This is a genomic window from Burkholderia sp. (genome assembly GCF_018375725.1).
Classification (GTDB): Bacteria; Pseudomonadota; Gammaproteobacteria; order Burkholderiales; family Burkholderiaceae; genus Burkholderia.
In genome coordinates this window covers 1-1,975 of record NZ_JAHACR010000481.1, presented here as the reverse complement: position 1 = coordinate 1,975, position 1,975 = coordinate 1, and the positions used below count along the sequence as shown (strand labels likewise).

The 1,975-nt window shown below is 64.1% G+C and carries 2 protein-coding genes and 1 pseudogene; all 3 read right to left on the bottom strand.

What is annotated here, in order from left to right; genetic code table 11:
• Positions 1 to 329 (bottom strand): aminotransferase class III-fold pyridoxal phosphate-dependent enzyme (locus KH616_RS24645; RefSeq protein ID WP_292253882.1); only part of this gene is annotated, 329 nt, incomplete at its 3' end.
• Between the two features lie 319 nt (positions 330 to 648).
• Positions 649 to 1,689 (bottom strand): GlxA family transcriptional regulator, encoded by a 1,041-nt coding sequence (locus tag KH616_RS24640; RefSeq protein WP_292253879.1) that lies wholly within the window; start codon positions 1,687 to 1,689, stop codon positions 649 to 651.
• A gap of 19 nt (positions 1,690 to 1,708) precedes the next feature.
• Positions 1,709 to 1,975: pseudogene (locus tag KH616_RS24635) on the bottom strand (histidine/lysine/arginine/ornithine ABC transporter ATP-binding protein); the annotation flags it as partial.

Genomic DNA, 1,975 nt, shown 5'->3' with positions numbered 1-1,975 from the left:
TTCGCTTCCGCGCCTGAGTTCGCGAAGAATGCGCGATCGGCGAACGTCAGCGATTCGAGCCGCTTCGCGAGGCGCAGCACCGGCTCGTTGGTGTAGCCGTTGCCGATGTGCCAGAGCTTGCGCCCCTGCTCGTCCAGCACCTTCAGCAATTCCGGGTGGCCATGACCGAGCGAGGTGACGGCGATGCCGCACGCGAAGTCGATGTACTCGCGGCCTGCCGTGTCCCATACGCGCGAGCCCTCGCCGCGATCCGGCACGAACGGCGCGGGGGAAAACACCGGCACCATCACTTCGTCGAAAGTCTGGCGGTTCACGGTCAGGTTCGTCATGGCGGTTCCTTTCGGTTTCGTAAGAGGTAACAGGTTCAAGTTTAGGTAAGCCGTCCGCCAGCGTCTTGCGGAATTGCGACGGGTTCTATCGGGATGCAATTGTTGTGCGCTTTTTTTTGCCTCCGGCGGGGGCGCGGTTTGGTCTGCTTTTTTACCCTCGGGGCGCTTGGCTCGTTGTTTCAGGCCGCAGTTGGGGGGAAATACCGGTGATGTTTTCGGTCTGCTTGGGTCGCCCCGCGCAGGGGCGACGCTGACAGACCGGCACGCTCACGGGTGCTTCACGTCAAACGCGCGCGCACCGCAAAAAAAAAAGCAAACCTCAATCCTTCTCACGCTCGACAAGCGCGCCCCCGCGAGGTTCGCTGCCACCGCCGGTCTGCTTCTCGAGCCATGCCCGCCGATCTTCGCGTGGCGTGACGCCGAATCTTTCGCGATAGGCATTGGAAAAATGCGCAGCGGAAGAGAACCCGCAAGCGAGACTGACCTGAACCACCGACTTGCTGGTTCGCTGCAACTGCGTCCTGGCCTTGAGCAACCGGAGATTGAGGTAATACTTCGAGGGCATCGCCCCGAGATACTGCCGAAAGAGTCGCTCCAACTGCCGCCGAGAAACGCCAATGAGCCCGGCAATTTCATCGGTCGTCAAAGGATCCTCGACATTGGCCTCCATGAGCAGCAATGCGTCATTCAACCGGGGATGCCGCTCGCCGGGCGCGGTCACGAAAGGAATCCGTTGCCGCTCCTCGCCGCTGCGCAGCGTGCCAGCCCCGAGCGCGTCGGCGATGCGCTCCGCCAGCTCCGGTCCATGCTCGCGGCCGATCATCGCCAGCATGAAATCCACCGTCGCCTGACCGCCCGCGCACGTCGCACGATCGCGGTCGATCTCGAAGATCTGCTGCGTGACGATCGAACGCTCGAACTGCTCGGCAAACTGCTGGTATGTCTCCCAGTTCACGCTCACGCGGTAGCCGGACAGCTGCCCCGCCATCGCAAGCCACCACACGCCATGGTGAATGCCTGTCACGAGCGGCGTGCGCTGTCCGACCCGCGCCAGGCTCGCGAGAAACAGCCGGTAATCGGCGAATTGCTGGAAACGCTCGCTGACGACGATCAGCCAGTCGCACGCGACCGCATCGTTGAACGCGGCGTCAGCGTGCCATTGCGCGCCGCCGGCGAGCGGCACCGGCCGGCCGTCCCACGAGCAGACCTGCCAGCGATACAGCAGCCGGCCGTCGATCTCGTTGGCGAGATGCAACGCATCGACGATCGGACCCACGCCCGACATCGAGACGGGCGGCAATGCGACGATCCCCACCTGCATCGTGCGGGTGGCGCCTGCCGGGCGGGTCACCGGTACCACGCGTGCGACCTGGGCTGCGTTACTTCAGGCTGCCGGAGAGGAACTGCCTGAGCCGTTCGCTCTGCGGACGCACGAGCACCTCGGACGGATCGCCCTGCTCCTCGGTGCGCCCCTGATGCAGGAACATCACGTGGTTCGACACGTTGCGCGCGAACCCCATCTCGTGCGTGACGACGATCATCGTCCGGCCCTCCTCGGCCAGCTTCTGCATCACCTTCAGCACTTCACCGACCAGCTCCGGGTCGAGCGCCGATGTCGGCTCGTCGAACAGCATCACGTCCGGATC